The organism is Stygiolobus azoricus, assembly GCF_009729035.1.
Taxonomy (GTDB): domain Archaea; phylum Thermoproteota; class Thermoprotei_A; order Sulfolobales; family Sulfolobaceae; genus Stygiolobus; species Stygiolobus azoricus.
In genome coordinates, this window is sequence record NZ_CP045483.1 from 1,581,449 (window position 1) to 1,604,466 (window position 23,018).

Genomic DNA, 23,018 nt, shown 5'->3' on the forward strand with positions numbered 1-23,018 from the left:
TCGATCTCAAGGACTTCTACTTGTTAGTAGCTGTTCTCAACTTAATATCGGTTAATCTGGTATTCACTACCACGTTTAAAGAACAAGTAGATCGAGTAGAGAGGGATTTTCTATCAAGATTTCTCATTTTCCTTAATAAATCAAGATGTTAACAGACTTTATATGAATGAAAAACATAAATTGTAAAGTCACTGACTAACTTCTATCTTTTCCCTTGAGGCTTCCTCTAGGGGTTTCATTTTAGGCTCTGGGACAAATGCATATGTTATTATGCCTCCTATCACGCTCAGTATCGCGAGCATTATAAGTATTTCCTTTATCCCTATTGTAGCTATTAATGATGGAAATAAATATGTGGTTATCGCAGCACCAATCTTGCCAGAAGCAGCTGATATACCATGACCAGTTGTTCTAAATTTAGTCGGATAAACTTCAGCTGGGATTACAAATGTAGTAGTATTTGGACCAAAATCTATGAAAAAGTAAGATAGGGAGTAAATGATAAACGCTAAAGTAGGAGGTATACTGAAACCTTCTACCTTTGTCCCATTCACAATCATAACTGAAGATACCACGGCATAAATTATTGCCATAGCGATAAATCCTTGAAGTTGTATCCATTTTCTACCGAGCTTATCTAACAAAGCAACAGCAGCAAAGTAGCCTGGAAATCCTACTAAGAAAGGTACTCCACCTATGAACAATGCTTTAGCTAAATCGGACTGAAACTCGCTAAGAGATAACGCTGTTGGATGGGATGGGAAGGGATTCCCGAACACTGGAGCTAAAGCAGAAGAAGAGTATATACCAGTTCCATAAAAGGCTATATCGAGTATAAACCATGTACCCGCAGTCCCTATCAGAACGGGTAAGTAAGTAGATAAGAACTCACTAACTCCTTTTATTCCGCTTCTCACATTAGAGTTTACCTCAATACCAGTTCCTAAAAATTTAGCTGCCTTCTTAGCTTCTTCTATGTTACCCTTAACTAAAAGAGAGTATCTAGGAGTCTCTGGGACTTTCCTCCTCAGATATATTACCGTTGCTGCGGGAATAGCTCCTAATCCTGCCATTACTCTCCAGGCTATATCAGGAGGAAGTATACTGACCGATATAACACCTACAGCAAGTGCAGCTAATGAACCCAAAGCTTGATTCGAAAAGACTAAGGCTATTAACTTTCCCCTATCTTTCACGTTTGCGTATTCACTCATTATTGTAGCAGATATTGGATAATCTCCACCTATCCCTAGTCCCATTATAGACCTAAAGAATATGAGGGAGGGTAAGTTCCATGCAAATGCACTTAACAAAGCACCAATTGTTAGCAAAGATGCCTCAACACCGTATACGGATTTCCTACCTAACTTATCTCCTAAAAACCCGAAGATTAGTTGGCCAAGTATTGCAGTTATTATCGCTGATGAAGCCAGAAGACCAATCCAAAAGTCGCTATTAGGGCCTACCAGGTAATTTGTGAAGCCCGGCACTGACATTCCGTAGTATTTATACGCATCTATAAACGTAGCCAATATATAGGATATAACCAATAAATCATAGGCATCAGTAAAAAAGCCCATTCCGGCTGTATACCATATCTTTATGTGGTTGAATGTTAACTTCAAAGAGTCCATGCTCTTAAAGGGATTATTTGACATTTCAAATTCCTATACTGGATATATGAATATAATATTTACCTTAGTAGTTTATATTTGAAAATATAGTCTATTGTCAACTATATATTTTATATAGTGTTTAAAATTTAGTAAAGTTTAACAAATTGTCACACACCAAATTCTCTCACGGAAACTCTAACTTAGAAGAACTATAAACACTTTGACAATTAATCATTACTCTATATCGAAAGATACCTCCAATAACTTTTTTGTATTTCTATACCTCCAATCATCTCCTATGATTCTACCTATCTCTCCAGTAGTTTTAGTGTGTTCTTTGTTACACGCGTTTATATTCCAGTCAGGTGGGATAATGACTATTTTTAGGATTTTAACCTCTGATGGGACAGGGAAGAGATCGTACATCTCGTCACCGTATTTCCTTTCAGCTTCTTCTCGAGGCAATTCCTCTATGATTATTGGTATGTTTTCATTTACCTTGGAATTTGCCAACTGGAAGACCTTTTCCATTTCTTCATCTGTGGGCTTTCTTTCGGACACGACTGTTATCCTGCCGTGGTTACCGTTAACGTAAGTGCTTGCCGTCCACTTAGTTTCCAAAACCTTCCTCAAAGCGCCCTTCACTATATGCAATGCCGTATGTGTTCTAACTTGAATATCCATATAAAGAATGTGTTACGTTAAACAATATAAAAAATTATATTTTGTTTGTGAGTTTATTTTTAATCAATTTAGGACTACTTTACTATAAGTACCGGAACGTGAGATTTATTTAAAATAGCTTGAGAAACACTACCTAGAACTATCCTCTTTAATCCTGTCAACCCCCTACTACCGGTAACTATCATATCACACCCTATTTTACTACAGTATTCTATTATTGCATCTGAGACGTCTAAACTTTCTAATATATCTGCCTTTACTTTAAAATCGGATAATTCCTTTATAATCTCCTTCTGTACTTCTTCTGCCTTACTTCGTTCCTCAATTATTTTCTGCTCCGGAGATTTAGGAGGTTCTTTAACTACTGTTACTAAATAGACCTCGTCTTCCTTCTTTAACATTTTAAGTAAAAATGATATTGCTTTTTTTGAATACTCAGATCCGTCATAAGCTACTACATATTTCATAAATTACCTTTCTCTCAGAATAGTATATAAATGTTGATCAGTAGAAGTTAAAAATAGTTTAGATTACACATAACTATTATTAAATTTTATTTTAAATCAATGTCTTTCAATAATGAGATTTTTAAAATATTTTAACATTCCTCGTTAGCCTCTTTGATAAGTTCTCTAGCCAAATCCCTATCTAACTTCTTCGACACACGATAGTTTTCGTGAATTATATGAACCTCTATATCGTCGCTTTTAGCCCCTTCTAAATCGAAAGTTAAGTACTGTACTGTGCTAAAAGCCTCACCTTGCTCTCTACCGGCTTCCGGTATTCCTTGAATTAATTTATCACCTACTTTCAGAAACACTGAGTTATATATACCCTTTAGCTCCTTAAAGACCTTCAACAAGCCTACTTGGTCAAAGGCGTTAATATAAAGGGTAGCCTTTATTTTACCTCCGCAAGGCAGTAAATCACTGTAAATCTTTATTTCCCTCTCGATATCTTCTTTCTTCTCCAGCCTGTCAAGATACACCATCTCTTGAATTTGATGTAATACAGTATCTCTGTTCTCGAAAAGAAGTGTCAACCTATCTCCTAAATCTATCCTTCTTCTACTTTTTACATTGACTATCCATTTAACCCTCTCCATTCTGATCTTTGCGTATTCGTTCCAAGGAATTATATCATAAAGAGTTATTTTACCCATTTTTCATCGCCTCCCTTATAACTTCTAATGGGTGAAGGGGTCTTCTTCCGCTCGCTTTAGTAATTTGAAGTCCAGCTAGTGGACACTCGGTCATAAATACTTCAGCCTTATTCTCCTTAAATGCAGCCATCATTTTACTCCCTACATTTTTAGCTTTCTCATAATTTCTCAATCCCCATCTATTCCAGAGCAACCCTTGTCTGAGATCTCTATCTTGGCTCCCATTCTCCTTAATAAATTCACTCCACTGTAACCTACTTTTAGATATTTCAAGTGACAAGGTGGATGGTAGAAAATAGACTTAGGGAATTTCCCTTTTATTTTTATTTTCCCCACGTTCCAGCTTTAATAAATACTCCAGCGAGTCATACACCTTTATCTCATCCTTACCAAGTATTAACGTGTATTCTTTGGATAGCATTAACGTACAAGTTGGGATAGGACACACTATATCATATCCTTCACTAACAAGTTTTTGCATTAACGCATAATTATGTTCTGCATTATCCTTTAGCCTCTTCACATCACCTACATCTAGCATAGGTGCTCCGCAGCATTTGAACTCCTTGACTATCTTTACTTCTATTCCCAGATTTCCGTAAACCTCAAGCAATGCTTCACCGATCTCGTGGTTAAAGTTGTCAACTAAACAAGTGTGGAAAAGGGCTACCTTCTTTATCGGTTTTCAACCTTCACGGGTTTTGCTATGAAAGTAAATACGTCCTTTTTCATCTCCGACATTGGTGCATCATCACTTATTTCCATAAGCCTCCTACTATGCGGATACATCTTAATAATGAAGCTTCTACCTATCTTACTATAGTCGAGCATCTCGTTTAAAAAATCCCTGAGCGTTAACGGCTTTCTGCCCTTGTAACTCAACCAAACCCACTCCATCAAGTGGGCAAAGTCCATTTCAAACTCGTGTGGGGTGTATAAGGACAATTTGTATAACACATTTTACAATGGAAACAGTCCGACGCAATATCAACGGCATCCTCATATGTTAGGTTTTTGGGTCCCTTAGAGTCGGTTAGCTTAAAAGTTTCGGAAAGACGTAACAGTAATTAAAGCAAAGTCTACACCCGTGACAAATTGAGGCTTGTCTCACAAACTCTGATGTGATTAAAGAAGTATCAAAAAAAGACTTGTCTTCTGGGTTCAACACCAGTTTCATTGCTCTCCCTTTAACATCTTAAGTACGTTCTGGAATTTTTCAGCGTGGCTTTTCTCTGCTCTCGCGAGGGTCTCAAACCACTCAGCTACTTCATTAAATCCCTCTTCCCTCGCTACCTTAGCAAAACCAGGATACATCTGGGTAAACTCGTAAGTTTCTCCAGCGATTGCAGATTCTAACATCTCCTCTAAAGTTCCTATGGGCTTGTCAGTAGCTGGATCTGTTAACCCTCCTTGTCTTATAAAGTCTAGGTAACCGAAAGCGTGGGCTGTTTCTCCCTCGGCAATACTCCTTAATAACTGAGCTATTTCTGGATAACCTTCTTCATCCGCTCTCTTGGCGAAGTAGAGATATCGTCTGTTAGCCATCGACTCTCCTATAAAGCCTTGTTTAAGGTTTTCAGCTGTTTTAGTACCTTTTAGGTTTACTATAGCTATTTATTAATTATTCTGAATGTAAAAACCTTTCTAGTTAAAGTTTATTTTTAATTAAAAATAATTCTAATTACCAAAAGGCTAGATCAAGTGCTATGCTACCTACAGCTTTAACGACGTCCTTAATAGAAATAACACCTACTACTTTACCTTCCTTATTTATGACTACGAGATGCCTAATTCCTCTTGAACTCATTAATGCCACAGCTTCGCTTATGTCAGCATCACCATCAATAGTAACGGGGTTTTGGCTCATTATCTGGTCTATTGAAGATTCTAGAGGAATTCCGTCAGCTATTGCGTAAATTATGTCCCTCTCTGTCACTATACCTATTGGATTATAATCTTTGTCAGTAATTACTATTGAACCCACACTTTCCCTTTTCATTATCTCTGCGGCTTGTTTGATACTTATTTCGGAATTAGCTGTGACTGGTCTTCGATTTACGAGTTGGATTATTTTCATATATTATTATCATTCTCACCTACATTTTTATTTGCAATGTATCTGATTTTATTCCTCTCTCTTATTTCCTCAACGTATCCAAGACTTATCAGTTTCTTAACCCTTCTATAGGCAGTAGTTCTAGGCAGGCCTGTTATCTTACTAATTTTAGCTAGAGTATCTGCCCCTTGTCTTATTGCTTCTAGAACTACTTTGTCTCTTTCATCTAGATTATTATTATCTATTTCTACTTCCACATTATCTAGATTTTCCCGGATTTTTTCTTTTCTAAAATTTTTGAGTAATAGGTAAGCAAGTGTTATTGTGGAAGTTACGCTAATTATCAGTAATACTACCAAAATAGTAAAAAGCCCGTTTGAATTTTGATTATACTTTATAGTTGAAGCAGAAGGTGAAAACACTATAGTTATATTTGAACCATAGAAAGTAAGATTTAGAAAGCCGCTTTGTGTTATGGTAGATGATATTGGGGCTGGATACAAGTATAGTAACTGAGTCTGATAAGGTAATATAATACAAATTGTGGAGTTATAAGGTTGTGAAATCTTTATTACTCCGTCAATTTTAGCTTGATAAGTTAGAACAGAATCGGGATTAGCTAGAATAACCTTATTATTCTGTAATGTGAAATGAGAACTAGCCTGCAATCTAGTTATGTTTTGCAATGGAAGATATACTACTGATTGATTATAAGTCCTTATTATTACAGTCCCGTTATAAAATATTGTTTCAGCAACTGAAGAGGAGACACCAGTAGATAATATAGATAAAGTCAGAAATGAGAGAAGCGTTACTAAGCCCAGTAGTTTCACACGTTATAATAAAACAACTAAGGAATTAAATTTAACATAAAATAGGGAAGTAGAAGGAAGAAAAAACTATCTTAATGCAACAATCTAGGCATTATAATTATCGCAAAGATCATTAACGACAAAACTACTAAACTAATAAGTATATAGATCTTATCTCTCTCTGTAGAGTATATTATTACTTGTTCTCCGACTATTAGAACCGGCAAGGAGATTAATACAATCAGACCATAAAGAGAAATATTCAAAGGATTGTTAAGGTTAAAGATATCAATATTTGATGTATTATATGCGTATATGTTAACAGAGGAGTTACTATGCAACACTATGAAAATTAGCATTCCACTTACAATTAGTATAGAAGATATAATAACCCCGTATCTAAGTGTTGAACTTATGACCTTTTTTTCATCCAAAAATACCAAGCCCCTTCAAAATTAGCTGGATTCCAAGAGCTACTAGGACTAAAGTAAATATTTGCCTTAACCTTCTACTCAAAAATCTGTTTAAATACCTTGATCCTAACGAAGCACCCAAAAATACGCCAGGGACAGTAGCCGCGATTATTATTGGATCTATGAGACCTAGTGCCCAATATACTCCTGAGCTAGTTGCCGCTGTTACACCAATCATAAAACTGCTAGTAGCGGTACTTACTTTAAAAGGTAGGTTCATTCCAAGATCCATAGCTAATACTTTTAGTGCACCAGAGCCAATACCTAATAATCCTGAAACGAGTCCAGCGATATACATTCCAGCTAGCCCAACAGGATATCTTACTCCATGATAACGGATCTTTTGTCTTAAAGCTTCGTCGTAATAGTCTCCTTCTAACTTCATTAATTTTGATAATCCGTCTGGACTTATATATGCTGGAATCTCACTAGACATTCTCATAAAATTAGGTATAGTTGAAAATATTAATACTATACCGAATATTATGTCCAAAATTGCAAATAACTTATATTTTTCAACCAAAAATTCTAGGAATGAACCAGTAATAGCACCAGCAGTTGTAGCTATTTCAAGAGATATAGCAATCCTCATGTTAGCTATTCCAGCATTTAGATATCTAGATCCTGAAGAGGCTGAGGTAGATATTGTAGATATTAGACTTGTTCCTACTGCGTAAGGCACTGGAACGCCTAAAAATAGAACTAATATTGGCGTTAATACTACTCCACCACCCAAACCTGTCAAACTCCCTAGTAACCCTGCGACTATCGCTGATAAAAATAGTAAAAACAAAAATAACTCAACTAACATTTCGATTACACACATTCCTTTTAGTGAATTAAAATTTTCCTTAATTTACATTTACATAAAAACGTCAATATGATCGTTATTTTATTTTATTAAAATTCCAAACTACAACTTTTATAAGATGTTGATTAAAGAGTTTTAATATAAATAAGAAGTGACAATTTTAAAACTAACAGATTAGAGTATTAAAGTATGTTAGAGCCATTACAGTTTTTTATTGTGATAGTTATTATAAGTGCTCTTTCTGGTATTCTTGGTGCATTAACCGGCCTAGGTGGAGCAACATTCCTTGTCCCTATTTATACCTTATATCTGGGAATTCCTATAGTTTATGCCTCAGGCGCCAGCTTAATTTCCACAATAGCGACATCTAGCGGTGCTGCTAGCGCATACATTAAAGATAGAATCACTAATATCAGAATAGGAATGGGATTAGAGATAGCAACTACTTCTGGTTCTATTGTGGGTTCCCTAACGACAGCTTATATTTACTCACACAACTTACAGTTTATCATATACATAGTTTTCGGTATAGTCTTACTCTCGCAAGTTTTTATCCAGATATCTAAATCTAAATATGAACTTCCCAAAGCCGTAAAACCGGACTGGACTACTAAGGTATTTGGCTTATATGGAAAATATTATGATACCGCCCTAAAAATGGAGGTCGAATATATAGGAATAAGATGGTGGCTTGGGGAAATAATAATGTTTTTTGCAGGGTTTATCTCAGGACTTTTAGGAATAGGATCGGGTGCGTTAAAAGTTCTGGGTATGGACTGGGCTATGAACTTACCTATGAAGGTAAGTACTACTACTAGCAATTTTATGATAGGGGTTACAGCAGCTACTGGTAGCTCGATTTACTGGTTATTTGGGTATATTCAACCTTTCCTAGCCGCTGGAACAGCTATTGGAGTCCTTATAGGAGCTTATATAGGAACTAAAATTTTAGTGAGAATTACCAATAAAGCCATAAGATACATCTTTACAGCGATTCTAGTATTTTTAGGAATACAAATGATAATGAGAGGGATGGGGTTTGGATTTTAATGATATTATAGGATATGCTTTAAGAATAGGAGTAATACTGAGTGCAATATTTATAATATTAGGTATAATCTTCCTTTTTACTTTTCAAGATTCAAACGGATTTAGCATAACTCAGATAGCATCTCCTAACTCAATAGTTAACAGTTCCATTTTTATGCCATACGAAATTCCTTCAGGATTATCTACCCTTAGTCCTCTAGATTATATATATTTAGGACTAATGATCTTAATAGCAACTCCCGTGATCAGAGTACTCTTAGGAATTATCCAATTCGCTATAGAAAGAAATAAGTTATATACTATTATAACAATTATTGTATTCTTTAATTTAATGTTTGCAATTTTCATATTACCCATATTAATAGGCAAATAGAGCATCTTTCTCAATGATTTTTGGTGTTTTTCGTTAGTTTTTACATAATTTTTTACATATTATTATGTTAATTCCTTTACTTATCAAGAATAGAATCTATCTTGCAAAATTCTATCCGTCATATGTAACAATGTATCCTATTCTTCATCACTCGAACTTACACTAATATTAACGGAAATTCCGCTTATATTTAAGTACCCAGAATAAACCACACTAAATTCCTCTTCTACTTTATAAACACCTTTATCTAACTCAATAGTAACAGATTCATTATGAGTCGTTAAGATTATCACTTTTTCTTCATGATGTCCTTCGTGTATTAATGTTATTATTACTAATGCATAAGTTATATTGTTACCATTATTAACTAGAGAGAAAGTGACTTGAGAATCATGTGCTAAGATCAATTTAACGGAACGGGTAAAAGATGATGTATAAGAATTGATTGAAGAGTGAGAACTTGCAAAAGAATTAGTAGAAATATTCCTAGCATAACCTATATATTGAGTCTGTATTACGTGCGATAATAAATAAGCTAAGTAGACATTAGTTAGGACGGAGATTACCAAAAGAATCGCCAGTAATTTAGTATTCACAAATAAATACTGTGAAAACGAAGTTTAAAAGATATGGTTAAAGCAACAGTAGGAATTCCTAGTTTGTTAAGAAAATCTCTGCATAAAACATTAAGGGCTTTAATGCAACAGTCAGAAGACGATTTTGATATTATAATCACCTATAAAGGTAACTTAACACGTGAATTTGAAGAGTACGAAAAAGTTCTTAACATACGGTTTCTAGAACAAAAAGAAGAACTTTTTGAAGAAGGACTGAATTTAGTTTTAGAAAATGCAGACGGAAAAAATACTATTAACTACTGATGATGCAATTCCCGACAAAAACTGGGTTATGGAACACGTAGAATTACACGAGAGTAATAAAGACGTAGGAGTTATTTCAGGAGAAATCATAGGAAAGAAATGGATCAATTATCCTAATAGTTTATACATGAGATTCAAAAATACAGAATTCATGCAAGAATATTCATCTATCTTCTCCGAATATAAAGCATATTTAACGAAGACAGGTTTCAGTGTTGACAAAGAGAAAGGTTACGGGAAAAGTATTGCAATAGCAGGGGTAAATATGAGCATTAAGAGAGAAGTGTACTCGAAAACAAGAGTTCTAACGTATAGCTTAAGAGGAAGTTATAATGAGTCCTATATTGCTGTAAATGCAATAAAATTAGGTTATCATTCAGTTGTGGTAAAAAAAGCTAAAGTAGTACACTTAGATAATGACTCCTTATCTAGACCATTGAATAACGATTGGGAATTAAGAATCGAGAAATTTACTTCTTCTTATATGTTTAACTTTCTTTTACCTATAGATTTGGATTTATTAAGGAGGTTACTTGACCAGGTTGAAATGGAGGAAGAAAAGATTGGAATAAGCACGGCAATTGAAGGGATTAAAAATAAATTACCCCCAAGAAATTTAGGGAGAGGTTGAAAGAGGTAATTGAAAAAAGTAGAAATATGTATTACAAAAGACAACAAAGTAGGAATTAAGGGCGAAAAAGAAGAAGTTCTCTATGTCGAAAACAACTCAATAAAAAGGACGAATAGTATAAAAGAATGCATAGTTACGGATTTCTCAATAAGCAGTGATATTCTAACTTTTCGCAAAATAGAAATTAAGTTACCATTCTCTAGTGAAGAACTAAACCTCTTAAAGGCTCTTTATATCGTAACTGGAAAGGCGAAACATGAAGTGTTAACTTATGATAAAAAAGTAAAAATCCACGTTGATATACCGTTCAGGGAACTAAAACTCAGTCAAAATATAGAAGTAAAATTTACAAGATTCTGTGGTGATTACGGCTTACTTTACCCTCACTATTGTATTTCCATGAACAATTTAGCGATCTACGGGCATAGCAGAGAAAAGGTTGTAGAAGCTTACTTTACCCTCAAAGAATCAGTGGAGGAGGTAGGAAAAGTTTTATTAAAACTAAAGGAAGAGGAAATTGAATGAGTCTTAGCAAAATTATCGATTATTATTCATATGTCATTGCACTAACAATATTACTTATAATCATAGCTCTAGCTTTTGGACCTTTAGCACCAATAGATGAACCTACGCATTTCCCTAATTACGACCTACAAATTCCAGTGGGTTTGTCTTTCTCCGGCTTTATCCTTCTTATGTTCTTCATTGTTTTCGCTGTCTTGTTCTGGGGATCTAAAAACATAATGATTAACTCATTAATAGATGCCTCTGCTCTTTCGTTTAGCATAATAAATTACCTGAATTTTTATTTAGTCTATACCATTTGGAAACCGGAAATGATAATCCTTCCCTTCTTTTTTTATATAAAATACAGTGCAGCATCGCCAGAATTGGTTCTTGACTTCGGTCAAATAACACTCATAGTATTTTTTTATAGATTATATAGAAGACTAAAGTCTAGTTAATCTTTTTAATAATACACTCTAACTACTTTTATGCAATGGAGGAATCAGCTCATTAAAATTTTAGTTATATTAGTAGCTTTATCAATACTTTACTACTTAACGGGAGTTATCCTAACTTTGCTAATACCAAATCTACCTAAGTCAATTGCTTCAACCGTATCTCAGTTAGAGCCAGACATAAAGACTGGAATCGGCGTCATTATTGTTGCTATAGGAGGTTATCTGGTAATAAGGTTGATTCAACAACTGCTTTCAATGACACTTCTTGCTAAACTTGAAAGAGGGTTAGCAAATATTATAAAATTCTCTTTAGATGTAGTGTTCTACACTATATTAGTTCTGGCTATACTTACAGCACTTCACGTAAACCTTACAGGTGTCGTAGTGGGAGGTGCTGTAGGTGGTATAGTAATAGGCCTTGCGGTTCAGACAGTAGCCCAAAACCTCCTTTCGGGTGTTTTAGTTACATCAAGCAGGACTCTAAGTCCAGGCGATGCAGTATCGTTAATTTCTTGGATTTGGGGATCTCCCATTATAGGAGAGGTAAAGAAAGTCTCTCTACTCTTTACAGAGGTTCTTACCATTAACGGGAACCTAGTAAAGATACCTAACTCAGCCTTTTTGGGTAACACAGTATTCTATAAACTAGAGAGAACTGAAGGGGGATTAGTTTATCCATTACAAGTCACTGTGAATGCTGATGTGGAAGGAGTGAAAGTTATGGAGAGAGTTAAGGATATCCTGAAGGATTACCTTAAAGATGAGAACCAACTTCCTAATATAGTTTTTTCTAGTAAAAACGGAGGAACAAACGTCTTTACGGTAATTATAAACTTAAATAACGTAAACAATCTTAACGATTTGATTAACATAGTAAATAAGGCTTTTGACCAAGCCTATTGGCAAATTAAGAATGGGAAGTGAACTTAAGTCTATACAAAATGTATATTGCAACTGCTATAACGAATACTACCAGTAACGCTTCTGAGAACCTCTCAGCCAACGTGATTACGTAATTGACTTGTTGGTAAAGCAGAAAACCTGCATAAGCCAACGAGGAATCCCAGATTAAATGACCTAAAAATGTGACAATTAAAAACTTTGCTAAATTCATCCCAGCCAATCCAGCAGGGAATGATATTAACGCTCTAAACTCAGGAATAAACCTGAATCCAAACACAGTTACTACACCATGCTTTTGAAACCATATGCTAAGTTTTCTTTCCTTTTCCTCATCAAACATAATGTATCTTCCAAACTTCCTCACGAATTTTGGCCCTAGCTTTAACGCTAAATAATAATCTATAATTGAGCCTATTAGGCTTCCGGTTGTACCTATTAATACTCCTATAACTATATCGAGATAACCAAGCTTTGAGAAATAGCCAACCAAAGGCATTATAACCTCACTGGGTATTGGAAAACCTATTCCTTCAAGAATCATTAAGGCCAAGACCGTGATGTAACCAGAAATTCCTTTAAATACATACATCGGTAGACTTTTTACCGGTAAAGCATAAAAAGTTCTTTGCTATGGACATTGCCGTAACCAGTCTATTATATCTGGGAGTATTGCTACTAACAGCTAAGTTGATAGAAGAGCTATTTGGAAGGCTTAACGTCGTAAGATTTGTAGGGCCAATACTTATAGGAATTATCTTAGGGCCTGGTCTTTTGGACCTAGTGAAACTTAACAATATTATATCGTTTATTGCATCGTTAGGAATAGTATTTTTACTTTTCCTTGCAGGAGCTGAGGAAATAGGTGAAAAATTTAACGTAGACAAAAAAGACTTACTAACATCACTAATAGAGATAATAATACCATTAATAGTGATCTCTTTAACCTTATATTATTTAGGAATGTTTGATTTAGTTATTGTAATACCTTTGGTAATGACTAGTGTAGGACCTTTAACAAGACTACTTACAGACATAGGTATAGCGAAGGAAAAATTGGGTATAAAGATCTTCAACCAATCAGTACTAAACGAGATCATATCGATCTTCACGTTTTCGATAATTACCCACCTTTCTCTCTTACAGCTTATAGGCACGATATTACTTGTAATCTTAATAACCGTTTCAGGTAAGTATATAGCGAAAACACTAGAAGCTGTAGAGGGGTATTTTAAAGTTAGGGAAGTAGAATTCGCAACAATAATATCAATTATTCTTATCGTAGGTTTCTTTGCGGAAATTTATGGATTTAACTCGGCTATAGCTGCCCTTTTCTTGGGCTTTTTACTTAGAGATTACTTTGCAGACAGACCCCATCTCAGGGAGAGATTGCATGCCTTTACCTATGGCTTTTTCGAGCCTCTTTTCTTCGTGAGTATAGGACTGTATTTTGTCAGGATAACTCCGCAACTCTTGTTCTTATCGGTAGCCTTGTTCTTAGCAGTCATTTCAAGTAAGTTCGTCTCGGGCTTTCTAATGGCGAAAGTTCATAACATAGACCCAATACTTAACGGAATAGGAACATCGATCAAAGGAGGAGTTGATGTCTCCTTGCTAATCACTGCATTGTCTTCAACACTTATATCTCAATTTCAGTACTCTTTAGCAACATTAACTATAACTTACGTCGCACTCTTCTTCCCTCTCATATTTAGGTTAAAGTATGGAAACCCTAAAGCTGAGACTAAGAAAAAATTGAATCTTAGTATACCAGTAAGAGAAGTGATAGAAGAAAAAGTGTTTGTAACATGTGATGATAATTTGAGACAAGTAGTAAACTTAATGAACGATAAGAGAGTTAGAGCGTTAGTAGTAGTTAATGAGGGAATGAAACCTACATCAATAATCACTGTGACTACTTTGTTAGAAATTGACCCAGCTGACTATGAGAGATTAAACGTTTGTGATGTAGAGTTAGAGGATGTAGAAATTGTAAATGAGCAAACAAAGGTGATAGACGTGCTTCGTAGGTTCAAAGAAAAGGAGACACCAGTGATAGCCGTAGTAGATAGAGAAGGTAAACTATTAGGTGTAATATATGAAAGGGAACTATTAAGAAAGATAATTCAGTAAAAAATTGGAATAAAAATAAGAATATCTTACTAACAAAAAACATTTAAATGATGGAAATTACTCTGGAGGAATTTCTTTGAACAATATACTTAGGTCTATCCCTTTTCTCTTATTATTAATGTAGGCTATCGTGTAAATTACAATACCAGAAGCATAAATTACCGCTAACGAAGCCAGGGTAGGTAAGTTTATCGGCAATAGCACTGGATTACCCCATGTAATATAAAGAATATACATTAGGAACGCAAACACACTGAACCCTATTATGCTAACTATCGGCACTTTACCTATGGTCTTTCTATAAACTACTGCATTTTTGAACAAATTTGCCCTTAAAATGGGCATAAGAGCTATTGAGAGAGCGAAAACAGCATATCCTATCTCGAACACGACAGTAATATCTACAATCGCTATTGGAGTATTAAATGCGTATAGTAAAACCCCTATTTCACCTAGTATCCCCACTAACACAGTAGACTTAACAGGAGCCTTTAGACTTTCGTTGACATCTGCCAGCCATGCAGGCATTATACGGTCAAAAGACCACGCAAACAAATACCTGACTAACGCTACTACTAGTGGTGGATTGCTGTAGAAGTTAGGTAGCCATAGTGCTATGAACATAATGATGAAGAGGGGTAAACTATGTATTGTTATAAACGCGAAATAAGGAGTGAAGTTGCCTATATTCTGTAAGGTGTTATATACTGTATCATTTACACCATTATTACTTATATAACTCCAGGCCGTTAGAAACTTGTAACCGAAAGCATTTAAGTTAAGATAAGTAAAGACAATGTAGTAAAGGGCTATAATCAAAATCGAAACTATAGTCGCATACAATACATTTTGTTTAGGCTTTCTCATTTCACCACTCCAAGACACAGGTAAGTTATACCATGTATAATAGTACCACACCACGGGTCCTGCCAACGCAGTAGCATAAAGTGTAGGATAAAATGATAAACCATTAGAAGTAGCGTCATTTATCACTTCATTATACGCGTTGGTTATACCGGTATTCTGTGCTAGTGCATTAGCAAATTCTGAAGGGTGAATAGTGGCTAACGCACCAAACATGATGACCGATGTTATTAGTGATATTATTCCCCCATAAACCACGAACTTCCACTGATAGCGCGTAAATGCCCCCAATAATGAGGATATAATTACTACTATAGTTCCCAGTAAGATCTCAGCTTGAGTAGTACCTAAGTAATTTCCTATTGATAAAAAATAAGAATTGTTATAAGCCAAACCTATCCCAGAGAACAAGTAGGAAAACCACTGGGCTGCCAAATAGCTGTAATAACCTAAAGATAGTGCAAACCCTATAAAAAGACCCCAATAATTGACAAAGCCTACAGCAGGGTGAATAGCCCTACTGTTAAACACGTAATCTCCTCCAGCCCTAGGCATGGAAACCCCAGCTATATAGAATAGGAAAGCCATACCCAGAGTCGCGGGTAACATGAATAAAAAAGAAAGTATCCAGTTAGCCCCAGGGGCTGTGAAGAGCCACGAAAGTATAAGGATTGGAACTCCACCGGTTACAAGACCGAATGTAGCTGACATTGATGCCCACGGGCTTACTTCCCTCACTAACCCGGAGCTTTCCCTGAGAAATAAGGACTTATTCTCTTGAGTCATTTCTCCATTTTTCACGCGTTACAACAGTTCTATTAAACTTAACTATATGAAGAGCCTTCAAAAAACCCTTAATTAAATTCTGTAAAGATTAAAACTCGTAAAAAAGAATCGAAATTAATTTCTAAAATAATACATTATATAAAACTTTTAAGTGAACAGTTATACTATCTACGTAACTCAATATTATTACAATGTATAAAGATAATTAAAATATAATTCTAGACTTATCTCCTTATACCTGAGAAAAAGAGATAATAAAACACACCACAAGGCTTTACATCTTAAAGTAATAAACAATATCTTAATGCCACGAATTGAAATTTACACTAACTTACTTGAATTTCGTAACTCCATCACAAATTACATAATGGGGGACGTTAATGAAGAGGGTTGGTATTACGTCATCGGCATAGAAGGGAAATATATTTACAAACAAGTAGGAAACTACGTGATACTTGTGACTACTGACTTTCCTAAAGAGAAACTAAAAGATCTAGAAAATATAAAACTCGAAAGACTGGCTGAAATTCTTGAAAAACCCGGAAATGTTAAGTACGTGCTACCGCTAGAACTAAGAAACTCCACCATATCTACCACTAGTGAACTATGTCTAACACCATTCCCAGGTGTTGATCTGGTAAACGATCTTACTAAAGACTTTCAATACAAGGAGAATGAAAATGGATGTTTGACAGTGGAGAGTGAAACTCATGACCTGAAAAAAGGTATTGAAAACGTAATAAAGGGGCTGTCCCTTTACTACAAAATAATAAGTGAACAAGAAGACATTGCAGTAAAGACAGCACTTTCATTTCTTAGCTGACAACCTTAGAAGAACTACTACCCTTTGTTACTAAGAAAATGAGTAAGAAACCGATCACGGCATTAATAAGGACAAAAAGCCTGGCGTAAAAAGGATCGTAGAGTAATAACAAGCTGAAAACAGTACTACCTAATACACCAGCTACAGCCTTTCCAGTATAGAGAATAGCATTATTAGAGGTAGAATATTTTTCCCCGAATATATCACCAGATAAAGCAAAGAAGAGAGTTATCATAGACCCTCCAAAAAAGCCTATTAATAATACAGAAGGAACTACGAGATTAAACAAGAAAAAAATACTACCTAGAATCATTACAAAAAGTACTGCAGAAGTAGTCCTCTCCCTGCCCAGTTTGTCCGAAATATAACCTATAATAGGTCTACTAATACCACTGAGCAAGGGAAAGATTGTAACTAATAAAACGAGGAGATCTTTAGGAGAAAGTACGGAAAGAGAGGAAGAGAGAACAGTTAGGGGCACGGCTGACGTTGCAAAGGAGACATATATCAACCACCATGTGAGTGTTCTGACCACTTTAGTTGGCTTTTTACCCTTCACTCTCTTGGGATAGTCTACTATGAATAATAAAACGGGCAGTATCATTAACTCTACGAGTCCAATCACAAGGGTCGGTAACCTGAAGTTTGTGGCTGAAGTAATAAAGGGATTTGCTATAGCTGAACCTAAGCCGAAACCCAAGGATACAAAGCCTGTTGCAAATCCTCTCTTTTTAGGAAACCACTTGACGGCAAGGTTAGCTGCTATCCCGTAAAGGATCCCTTCACCGATACTCCCGAGTGACCAGAACATGTAAAATTCGTAAATTGAAGAGCTAAAAGACGTCCCCAAAAAACCAAATGCCGAGAGTAAAGCCGAGATAATACCTATTCCTTTGGGTCCCCTATAATCAGCAATACTTCCCCCTATAATCTGGGAGGTCGTAGAAAATACTGTAAATAGAGTAAAGGCTACCTCGATCTCTACCAAGGAAGCATTAAACCCAGACTTAAATAACGGTAGCAGTGCATTCCAAGCATACTGATAAAGAGAGTTAAATGACATTACCACAAATCCTATTACTATAAATGTTCTACTCCTAACCATTTACTCCCTTACTTCTATTTTATGACAAAGTTTTATATACGGTTGTTGATAGGTTTTCAAAGTGGGTTATAAATCAAGACTCTATCATATAGGCAGGTGGAGATACTATTTGAGGGCAAGGTACCACCTGATGATGAGTAGGAAAATGGCAATAAAAGTGGCTAAGAGGAGATGGTTAGATAAGTTCTAGAGAGCAATCACATCGGCGTGTGGTCTATACAATTTTACAATTTTGTTGCTTAACACATTTTAATGACGAATTATAAAGATTCTTTATGGCAAAAGTACTCTTCCTAATAATGTCGGATGACCAAAAGTTCGATATGGGAATGAGAATGGCATATAACAGCCACTTTAAAAAGAGATATGAAGATGTGAAAGTAGCCTTCTTCGGGCCTAGCCAAAAGAGATTAACGAAACTCGAAGGAGAAACCAAAGAAATGTTTCAGAAAATGCTTGAGGAAAGAGTGATAGATTCCGCTTGTATTGGTGTTGCAAAGAATGAGGGGTTAGTAGAGAAACTGACCGAAATAGGAATAAGGCTCGAGCCAATGGGAGACAGAGTAGCATATTATGTTAACAACGGATATGAGGTAATAACATTCTGACTGAGAAACCACAGACGTTTTTCCTATAGACCATATATTAAGATTACTGTGATTTTTTGTAAAAATCTATTTAGCAGGCGGACATAAACTAATCCTAATTTATGACTAATACTTAGTGAAAAACCTTATTTTTCTATAATACTTCAGTAACTCGATCATACAGTTCTCTTGTTTAATATCGAGGTAAAAGGAAGTACTCATTATTGTTATCATCGGCGATAAGTCATCCAAAGGAAAAATAGTACTTTCATAATTTTTATAAATATCACAAAAAGTTCACAAGAATCTTCAAATTTTGAAAGAAGGACAACACTAATTTTTTTAAAAATCATGAGAAATTTCCTACAAGGCGCCGCGGGGTGGACTCGAACCACCGACCACCGGGTTTCTATGCCAAACCCGGTTTAACAGCCCGGCGCTCTGCCAACTGAGCTACCGCGGCACCGCGTTATTTATACATCAATTTAAACTTTAATGTTTTTCGATAAGTTTTCCAGTTGTGAAACCGTTATGAAGTCTAAGAAGGGAATAATAATACTGGTTAACATTTTGAAATCTTTGGAATTACATATACGTTGGTACAAAATAAGTGAGGAGTGAGTTATAAAGATATAATAAAGAGAAAGACTATTTAGAATTAATGGAGTAATTACTGTTCTATAAATCATTTCTACATCCAGCAGGCTACTCTTTATCTGTTTTTCTTAGTAGGATTTAACTCATAAATTCTATATAAAAAACTATAGCATTAGTATAGAATATTATACCGTATCTGAACAAGTGTTATCCTCTTATCTAAGCTATCCTCGTTCTTTTCTAGTACTTTCTCAGCTATTGAAGCCCAGGCTAAGGAATAGGGAATAAATGTTCTTAAAAGCGTTCTAAGAGAGGAGTAAATAGAATTAAAAGGACCTTATCCTCTCCTATTCTCAATTCCAGATTTTATAGCTATAAAATATACCCTCAATATCGATTGGACAGAAATAGATTATGAAAAGGGTGATAAGCACACAAGTCAATTAACTGAAGAAGTCTAGGAGGATTATAAAAATATTATAAGGAAGATAAGTGATAAGAATTCTATAAAGGAAGATGCAGTTTTTATGAGAGATGATTTATGTTAAAAGAATATACTGAGAACTATGCTAAGAAATTTCTCGGCTACATATTAATGTGAGTCTAAAATGTACGAGAAAGTGCAAAAAGATTTTTTGTCTGGATAAAATTAAATAACACAAATTCATTCGCTTATAGTCCTCCTAGTAGAACTAGACGAATAAATGATGAAGCTGAGAGTAACTAAGGTGGTTTACTTTCTTCTAATAAGTTTGTTATTCTAATAATACATAGCATTCCATACTTTTTCTTACGCTATGATTAACTAGCCTTAAAATATCCCCAATCTTTACGTTAATAAACACCAGAATTGAAACTATAGTAATTATGGATAAATACTATCTGTTTATCCTTATTAAAAGGGTGACATGATTTGGTAAAAAGTTTATAAACCTATTCTCGATACGTGTTTTCGAATTAAAATGGCGAAAGGTTCATCTATTGTCTTCGGGGTAGTAGTCGTAATATTATTAATAGTAGCTGCGTTAGGTTTTTATGAATACTCAATAGCAAATAGTAATTATTTAACTGCTGAATCTTCTCTATCAGCACTTAGTTCTAGTTCGGCAGCTCTTCAAAGCAGTTATAGTCAGCTAGCACATAACTATTCTGTATTAGAGCAAATGTATTCATCACTTATGCAGAAAACTGTTACTTCAACTGTTACAGTTACACAAACTGTTACAGCAACTTCAACACAAAGTATAACAACGACTTCAGCACCAATAACTATTTCACCCTCAGAGGGAGGCGCGTTAGCTGCTGTAATGCAATTCTACGACGGAATAGCTATTGAGAGCCCTGCTGATGTATTACCTTTCTTAGCTCCTAACTTTACAGCTACGATAACTGGAGAACCATTCCCTGGAACTTACAACTATATGACCTTTAACACAACATGGTTAGCTGACTTCTTCGGTACTTATGAAACAGTTTACTTCTACACTACAGCTTTACCTACAATAACGATGTTATCAAATGGAACTTATGAAGTAACTGATGTTGTTCAATATTTCGTGGCACCTACTAGCGATCCTATTTACCTGCAAGTATTCAATGCTTCTAATACCATAATTGTACAGAACATAGGAGGAAAATTATTAATGACGAAGTTAATTTGGAATGGTAATGAAGTTCTACCTTCAACTGTAATAGCTGGATATCCATCACAACATCAAATGCAGGCAAACCAGATTCTAGAGGAATACCTATGGGAGGTAAACTCCTTAGGCGCTGAGTTCCCTGGGAATGTGACAGCTAAGTATTTTGCTCCTAATGCAGTATTACAGATTAATGGTGTTTTACCTCCAGCTCTTAAGAACGGCACTTATTCAGGATTATCAAATATCGCAAACTTCTTTAACCAATGGGATAACAACTTTATTTTCGTCCTTGAGTACCTACAAGACTTAACACCTAGTGGTGTTGCAATCCCACCTACAGTTCAAGTTAACTTATCACCTAATGGTAATAATGCAACGTTAACAGTGAATGATACTGTAATATTCGGATTCTTAAATAAAGGCATCACTGGATTCCCAGCAATTTATGATATGCATATAAGTGTTACCAGTTACTACGTCTACAATTCTACTGCTATGGAGTGGCAGATAGAGAAGCAGATTTGGAACGTACAAGAGGTTCCAATCCCATCTGATACGGTATACTATCCATTAGGTCCAGCAACATTTAACGTAGTAGCTGAAGACACTGTAACAGTTAACGCGACTCAAGGTGCTGTATTACAAGCAGGAAACATAATAACTGTAATTCAGCCTGGAACTTATGCATATAATATGAAGCTGAACAAGACTTTTAGTGTTTACAACTTCTCACTAATAATATTCAGTATGACTGGAGTATATCCTCCTAATGGTACAGATCTAACGCCTTTATATGCATTTGCGTTTGCTATTAACGGTCAAATATCTCCTGTTTGGAGCTTAGTTACTAACGCAATGAAGCCAAGTCCAGCCTACACAATAGTGATGGGAGGTAATCCATACTGGACATCATGGACATGGTTCGGAGGTACATTTAACGGTACCACTTATGTAGGAGGTAGTTACAAGTTCGCTGACCATTGGATATACGGACAAGGCGTAATGGCTAACATACAGTTCTTCAAACCAGTAATATGGATATTCGAATCCTCACCTACACCAGTAGGAGTAGCCCCAACTCCAGTCTTAATGACACCATCTCCAGTATTCGGTCTTAATCCAGTAGCAAGCTACACTTACGAAGTTAATGCAACATATGGCGGCGTAATACAAGCTGGTAATATAATTACAATAATAAAGCCTGGATCTTATGTAATTGCTAATTCCACTGGAACTCCTATGAACCTAACAACTTATAACTTCTCAGAAATATTCTATCAGCTAAACAACGTACCAAACTACAATGGTGGAACTCCTGTTTTGGCATTTGCCTATGCAATTAATGGCTACGTAGGTACAAAGGATTTCTCAACACAACCATGGATAACGATAATAATGACACCGTCTAATGGTGCCAAGATGTACACATGGTTAGCTAGTGGATATGTGTTCCAAGATCCGATATTATATGGTAATGGAGTAGTAGTAAACTTGACTTTCTTCAGACCCGTGCCATGGATATTAACATTACCAGTTTCATCAACCTCATCATCTACAAGTAGTATGAGTTCAATGAGTTCTAGCACCTACTCGTCTACCGTAGGATATTGAGCCTAAATCAAATTTGATAAGTTTTTTCTTTTTTAAAAAATTTTATTTACAAATTTCCTTTGAAATTTTCTCACTTTTTCGCTTTATGACTTTGAAATCCTTATAGTTATGAGTTCTGAGACCACCACTCATATTTTTAGGTAAGTGAGTTAGTTCATGAAGAATCACACCTACTTTTTGTTGACAAGATAACATTTCATATCTCTCGGCTATTACTTCAACTATATAGAGGATATTGAGGTTTAACACAAATCTCCATTGAGAAGGCAACATAAGTACTCTAGCGATAGCGTTGCTTTTAGAGTTCCAACTTCTGATAAATACTACTTTGCTTAAATCTAGACCCAATTTACCAACTTCATTAACTTTAGTAGCAAGGAGTTCTACATCTTTAGCAAATTCGTATCTAATTCTTTTGCCCACGGACAATTAATTTATTTCCCACTTAAATGTAT

Annotated in this window: 26 protein-coding genes, 1 tRNA gene and 1 pseudogene; 12 read left to right on the forward strand and 16 right to left on the reverse strand. The window is 35.3% G+C overall.

Features of this window, described 5'->3' with window-relative positions; genetic code table 11:
• Nucleotides 1–188: 188 nt before the first annotated feature.
• From D1868_RS08660 to D1868_RS08705, 10 genes and pseudogenes are all read right to left on the reverse strand, one after another.
• A complete protein-coding gene (locus D1868_RS08660) occupies nt 189–1,658 on the reverse strand; it encodes an MFS transporter (RefSeq protein ID WP_156007474.1) in 1,470 nt (489 codons plus the stop codon).
• Nucleotides 1,659–1,850: 192 nt separating this feature from the next.
• Entirely contained in the window at nt 1,851–2,300 is a 450-nt protein-coding gene (locus D1868_RS08665; protein WP_156007476.1) for an alanyl-tRNA editing protein, read from the reverse strand.
• A 74-nt stretch (nt 2,301–2,374) separates the two neighbouring features.
• Nucleotides 2,375–2,767, reverse strand: coding sequence for a universal stress protein (locus tag D1868_RS08670; RefSeq protein WP_156007478.1), 393 nt, complete (start codon nt 2,765–2,767; stop codon nt 2,375–2,377).
• A 131-nt stretch (nt 2,768–2,898) separates the two neighbouring features.
• A complete protein-coding gene (locus D1868_RS08675) occupies nt 2,899–3,462 on the reverse strand; it encodes a DUF3501 family protein (RefSeq protein WP_156007480.1) in 564 nt (187 codons plus the stop codon).
• Nucleotides 3,455–4,639, reverse strand: a pseudogene (locus D1868_RS11370) (heterodisulfide reductase-related iron-sulfur binding cluster). The gene D1868_RS08675 and the pseudogene D1868_RS11370 overlap by 8 nt, the downstream one beginning before the upstream one ends.
• On the reverse strand, nt 4,636–5,070 hold the full coding sequence (locus tag D1868_RS08685) for a rubrerythrin family protein (protein ID WP_156007482.1): 435 nt from the start codon (nt 5,068–5,070) through the stop codon (nt 4,636–4,638). Before D1868_RS08685 ends, D1868_RS11370 begins: the two are co-directional and overlap by 4 nt.
• Nucleotides 5,071–5,143: 73 nt before the next feature.
• The gene (locus tag D1868_RS08690) at nt 5,144–5,539 is read right to left on the reverse strand and encodes a CBS domain-containing protein (RefSeq protein ID WP_196770234.1); all 396 of its coding nucleotides are present in this window, start codon (nt 5,537–5,539) and stop codon (nt 5,144–5,146) included.
• Nucleotides 5,536–6,351: a helix-turn-helix transcriptional regulator gene (locus tag D1868_RS08695; RefSeq protein WP_156007483.1), complete on the reverse strand. Its 816-nt coding sequence runs from the start codon at nt 6,349–6,351 to the stop codon at nt 5,536–5,538. Before D1868_RS08695 ends, D1868_RS08690 begins: the two co-directional genes overlap by 4 nt.
• Nucleotides 6,352–6,422: 71 nt before the next feature.
• Nucleotides 6,423–6,764: a DUF1634 domain-containing protein gene (locus D1868_RS08700; RefSeq protein WP_196770235.1), complete on the reverse strand. Its 342-nt coding sequence runs from the start codon at nt 6,762–6,764 to the stop codon at nt 6,423–6,425.
• Nucleotides 6,757–7,614: a sulfite exporter TauE/SafE family protein gene (locus tag D1868_RS08705; protein ID WP_156007487.1), complete on the reverse strand. Its 858-nt coding sequence runs from the start codon at nt 7,612–7,614 to the stop codon at nt 6,757–6,759. Before D1868_RS08705 ends, D1868_RS08700 begins: the two co-directional genes overlap by 8 nt.
• 189 nt (nt 7,615–7,803) lie before the next feature.
• Here D1868_RS08705 and D1868_RS08710 point away from each other — a divergent pair, with 189 nt between their 5' ends.
• Together D1868_RS08710 and D1868_RS08715 are read left to right on the forward strand one after the other, a co-directional pair.
• Nucleotides 7,804–8,664: a sulfite exporter TauE/SafE family protein gene (locus D1868_RS08710; RefSeq protein ID WP_156007489.1), complete on the forward strand. Its 861-nt coding sequence runs from the start codon at nt 7,804–7,806 to the stop codon at nt 8,662–8,664.
• Complete coding sequence (locus tag D1868_RS08715) at nt 8,654–9,037, forward strand: DUF1634 domain-containing protein (RefSeq protein WP_156007491.1); 384 nt, start codon at nt 8,654–8,656, stop codon at nt 9,035–9,037. The genes D1868_RS08710 and D1868_RS08715 overlap by 11 nt, the downstream gene beginning before the upstream one ends.
• 137 nt (nt 9,038–9,174) lie before the next feature.
• Here D1868_RS08715 and D1868_RS08720 read toward each other — a convergent pair whose 3' ends face one another.
• Nucleotides 9,175–9,633 carry a hypothetical protein gene (locus tag D1868_RS08720; RefSeq protein ID WP_156007493.1) on the reverse strand — a complete coding sequence of 153 codons (459 nt, stop codon included), beginning with the start codon at nt 9,631–9,633 and terminating at the stop codon, nt 9,175–9,177.
• A 33-nt stretch (nt 9,634–9,666) separates the two neighbouring features.
• Here D1868_RS08720 and D1868_RS08725 point away from each other — a divergent pair, with 33 nt between their 5' ends.
• The 5 genes from D1868_RS08725 to D1868_RS08745 are packed head-to-tail and all read left to right on the forward strand — an operon-like array spanning nt 9,667 to nt 12,438.
• Nucleotides 9,667–9,918 (forward strand): hypothetical protein, encoded by a 252-nt coding sequence (locus tag D1868_RS08725; protein ID WP_156007494.1) that lies wholly within the window; start codon nt 9,667–9,669, stop codon nt 9,916–9,918.
• Nucleotides 9,887–10,549 (forward strand): hypothetical protein, encoded by a 663-nt coding sequence (locus D1868_RS08730; RefSeq protein WP_156007496.1) that lies wholly within the window; start codon nt 9,887–9,889, stop codon nt 10,547–10,549. The genes D1868_RS08725 and D1868_RS08730 overlap by 32 nt, the downstream gene beginning before the upstream one ends.
• 9 nt (nt 10,550–10,558) lie before the next feature.
• Nucleotides 10,559–11,074 carry a hypothetical protein gene (locus D1868_RS08735; RefSeq protein ID WP_156007498.1) on the forward strand — a complete coding sequence of 172 codons (516 nt, stop codon included), beginning with the start codon at nt 10,559–10,561 and terminating at the stop codon, nt 11,072–11,074.
• Nucleotides 11,071–11,514: a hypothetical protein gene (locus tag D1868_RS08740; protein ID WP_156007500.1), complete on the forward strand. Its 444-nt coding sequence runs from the start codon at nt 11,071–11,073 to the stop codon at nt 11,512–11,514. Before D1868_RS08735 ends, D1868_RS08740 begins: the two co-directional genes overlap by 4 nt.
• A gap of 30 nt (nt 11,515–11,544) precedes the next feature.
• Nucleotides 11,545–12,438 carry a mechanosensitive ion channel domain-containing protein gene (locus D1868_RS08745; protein WP_156007502.1) on the forward strand — a complete coding sequence of 298 codons (894 nt, stop codon included), beginning with the start codon at nt 11,545–11,547 and terminating at the stop codon, nt 12,436–12,438.
• Here D1868_RS08745 and D1868_RS08750 read toward each other — a convergent pair.
• Nucleotides 12,422–13,006: a DedA family protein gene (locus D1868_RS08750; RefSeq protein WP_156007504.1), complete on the reverse strand. Its 585-nt coding sequence runs from the start codon at nt 13,004–13,006 to the stop codon at nt 12,422–12,424. The two genes, D1868_RS08745 and D1868_RS08750, sit on opposite strands and share 17 nt — an antisense overlap.
• 41 nt (nt 13,007–13,047) lie before the next feature.
• Between D1868_RS08750 and D1868_RS08755 the strand changes: the two genes are divergently transcribed.
• Nucleotides 13,048–14,547 (forward strand): cation:proton antiporter domain-containing protein, encoded by a 1,500-nt coding sequence (locus D1868_RS08755; protein WP_196770236.1) that lies wholly within the window; start codon nt 13,048–13,050, stop codon nt 14,545–14,547.
• 57 nt (nt 14,548–14,604) lie between these two features.
• On the opposite strand, the gene D1868_RS08760 is transcribed toward D1868_RS08755, so the two are convergent.
• Complete coding sequence (locus D1868_RS08760) at nt 14,605–16,197, reverse strand: APC family permease (RefSeq protein ID WP_156007505.1); 1,593 nt, start codon at nt 16,195–16,197, stop codon at nt 14,605–14,607.
• A gap of 304 nt (nt 16,198–16,501) precedes the next feature.
• Between D1868_RS08760 and D1868_RS08765 the strand changes: the two genes are divergently transcribed.
• The gene (locus D1868_RS08765; protein WP_156007507.1) at nt 16,502–17,020 is read left to right on the forward strand and encodes a hypothetical protein; all 519 of its coding nucleotides are present in this window, start codon (nt 16,502–16,504) and stop codon (nt 17,018–17,020) included.
• On the opposite strand, the gene D1868_RS08770 is transcribed toward D1868_RS08765, so the two are convergent.
• Nucleotides 17,013–18,125 (reverse strand): MFS transporter, encoded by a 1,113-nt coding sequence (locus D1868_RS08770; protein ID WP_156007509.1) that lies wholly within the window; start codon nt 18,123–18,125, stop codon nt 17,013–17,015. The two genes, D1868_RS08765 and D1868_RS08770, sit on opposite strands and share 8 nt — an antisense overlap.
• A 61-nt stretch (nt 18,126–18,186) precedes the next feature.
• Here D1868_RS08770 and D1868_RS11255 point away from each other — a divergent pair, with 61 nt between their 5' ends.
• Both D1868_RS11255 and D1868_RS08775 read left to right on the forward strand, forming a co-directional pair.
• Nucleotides 18,187–18,315, forward strand: a complete 129-nt coding sequence (locus D1868_RS11255) for a hypothetical protein (RefSeq protein WP_269194903.1) — start codon at nt 18,187–18,189, stop codon at nt 18,313–18,315.
• Nucleotides 18,316–18,400: 85 nt separating this feature from the next.
• Nucleotides 18,401–18,733, forward strand: a complete 333-nt coding sequence (locus D1868_RS08775) for a hypothetical protein (RefSeq protein WP_156007511.1) — start codon at nt 18,401–18,403, stop codon at nt 18,731–18,733.
• Nucleotides 18,734–19,083: 350 nt separating this feature from the next.
• Here D1868_RS08775 and D1868_RS08780 read toward each other — a convergent pair.
• A tRNA-Asn gene (locus D1868_RS08780) sits at nt 19,084–19,175 on the reverse strand.
• A gap of 1,096 nt (nt 19,176–20,271) precedes the next feature.
• Here D1868_RS08780 and D1868_RS08785 point away from each other — a divergent pair.
• The gene (locus D1868_RS08785; protein ID WP_156007513.1) at nt 20,272–22,563 is read left to right on the forward strand and encodes a hypothetical protein; all 2,292 of its coding nucleotides are present in this window, start codon (nt 20,272–20,274) and stop codon (nt 22,561–22,563) included.
• Between the two features lie 42 nt (nt 22,564–22,605).
• On the opposite strand, the gene D1868_RS08790 is transcribed toward D1868_RS08785, so the two are convergent.
• Complete coding sequence (locus tag D1868_RS08790) at nt 22,606–22,986, reverse strand: putative metallopeptidase (protein WP_231112356.1); 381 nt, start codon at nt 22,984–22,986, stop codon at nt 22,606–22,608.
• Nucleotides 22,987–23,018 lie beyond the last annotated feature (32 nt).

Excerpts from the sequence above, each read along its gene's own strand:
- D1868_RS08675 (WP_156007480.1), bottom strand. The coding sequence starts at position 3,462 with ATGGGTAAAATAACTCTTTATGATATAATTCCTTGGAACGAATACGCA.
- D1868_RS08690 (WP_196770234.1), bottom strand. The coding sequence starts at position 5,539 with ATGAAAATAATCCAACTCGTAAATCGAAGACCAGTCACAGCTAATTCC.
- D1868_RS08660 (WP_156007474.1), bottom strand. The coding sequence starts at position 1,658 with ATGTCAAATAATCCCTTTAAGAGCATGGACTCTTTGAAGTTAACATTC.
- D1868_RS08750 (WP_156007504.1), bottom strand. The coding sequence starts at position 13,006 with ATGTATGTATTTAAAGGAATTTCTGGTTACATCACGGTCTTGGCCTTA.
- D1868_RS08665 (WP_156007476.1), bottom strand. The coding sequence starts at position 2,300 with ATGGATATTCAAGTTAGAACACATACGGCATTGCATATAGTGAAGGGC.
- D1868_RS08705 (WP_156007487.1), bottom strand. The coding sequence starts at position 7,614 with ATGTTAGTTGAGTTATTTTTGTTTTTACTATTTTTATCAGCGATAGTC.
- D1868_RS08760 (WP_156007505.1), bottom strand. The coding sequence starts at position 16,197 with ATGACTCAAGAGAATAAGTCCTTATTTCTCAGGGAAAGCTCCGGGTTA.
- D1868_RS08710 (WP_156007489.1), top strand. The coding sequence starts at position 7,804 with ATGTTAGAGCCATTACAGTTTTTTATTGTGATAGTTATTATAAGTGCT.
- D1868_RS08730 (WP_156007496.1), top strand. The coding sequence starts at position 9,887 with ATGCAGACGGAAAAAATACTATTAACTACTGATGATGCAATTCCCGAC.
- D1868_RS08755 (WP_196770236.1), top strand. The coding sequence starts at position 13,048 with ATGGACATTGCCGTAACCAGTCTATTATATCTGGGAGTATTGCTACTA.
- D1868_RS08745 (WP_156007502.1), top strand. The coding sequence starts at position 11,545 with ATGCAATGGAGGAATCAGCTCATTAAAATTTTAGTTATATTAGTAGCT.
- D1868_RS08765 (WP_156007507.1), top strand. The coding sequence starts at position 16,502 with ATGCCACGAATTGAAATTTACACTAACTTACTTGAATTTCGTAACTCC.
- D1868_RS08670 (WP_156007478.1), bottom strand. The coding sequence starts at position 2,767 with ATGAAATATGTAGTAGCTTATGACGGATCTGAGTATTCAAAAAAAGCA.
- D1868_RS08775 (WP_156007511.1), top strand. The coding sequence starts at position 18,401 with ATGGCAAAAGTACTCTTCCTAATAATGTCGGATGACCAAAAGTTCGAT.
- D1868_RS08725 (WP_156007494.1), top strand. The coding sequence starts at position 9,667 with ATGGTTAAAGCAACAGTAGGAATTCCTAGTTTGTTAAGAAAATCTCTG.
- D1868_RS08740 (WP_156007500.1), top strand. The coding sequence starts at position 11,071 with ATGAGTCTTAGCAAAATTATCGATTATTATTCATATGTCATTGCACTA.
- D1868_RS08785 (WP_156007513.1), top strand. The coding sequence starts at position 20,272 with ATGGCGAAAGGTTCATCTATTGTCTTCGGGGTAGTAGTCGTAATATTA.
- D1868_RS08770 (WP_156007509.1), bottom strand. The coding sequence starts at position 18,125 with ATGGTTAGGAGTAGAACATTTATAGTAATAGGATTTGTGGTAATGTCA.